1 pseudogene is annotated in these 586 nt (G+C 51.4%); it reads left to right on the forward strand.

Going from position 1 to position 586, the window contains the following annotated elements:
- Positions 1 to 77: 77 nt before the first annotated feature.
- Positions 78 to 586, forward strand: a pseudogene (gene tctC, locus CXQ96_RS17925) (tripartite tricarboxylate transporter substrate binding protein TctC); the annotation flags it as partial.

Below are 586 nucleotides of genomic sequence, written 5' to 3' on the forward strand. Positions count from 1 at the left end.
TGAATCACCAAGCACTTAGGCATCAAACATTCAAGAGCTTGTTGTCCAAAAGTCCGACCGAGAGGGATTCCCCCAAAATGGCCGAAGTAGGAGCAGAACCCGCAGGGTCTGCGCAATCCAAAACTAAACAATTTGTTGTAGGTACCGCAGCGGTGGTCATCACTGCAATCGCTGCGTTTTTCTCCGTCCAGTCTGCATCCGGTGGCGAGGATATTCGTTCCAACATGACGCTGATTGCTCCTGCAGCTGCAGGTGGAGGTTGGGATACTTTCCAACGTGAGCAGCCGCAGTCTATGCGCGTGAATAAGATCGTGAACAATATTCAGGTGGTCAACATCCCTGGAGCTGGTGGAACCATTGCACTTGGCAAACTGTCTACCATGACTGCACCGAACACCTTGATGGTGGGTGGAACGGGGCATATTGCAGCACAAATTCAATTCGATACCCCTGCGAAAATCCAGGATGTGACCCCAATTGCTCGTGTGGTGGAAGAGTTCGACATCATCACCGTGCCAGCGGATTCTCCATACAACACCCTTGAAGAGCTCATTGAAGGTTGGAAGGCAGATCCAGCAGGAGTGTC

This window comes from Arthrobacter sp. B1805 (genome assembly GCF_002929745.1).
In the GTDB taxonomy this organism is placed as follows: domain Bacteria; phylum Actinomycetota; class Actinomycetes; order Actinomycetales; family Micrococcaceae; genus Arthrobacter_D.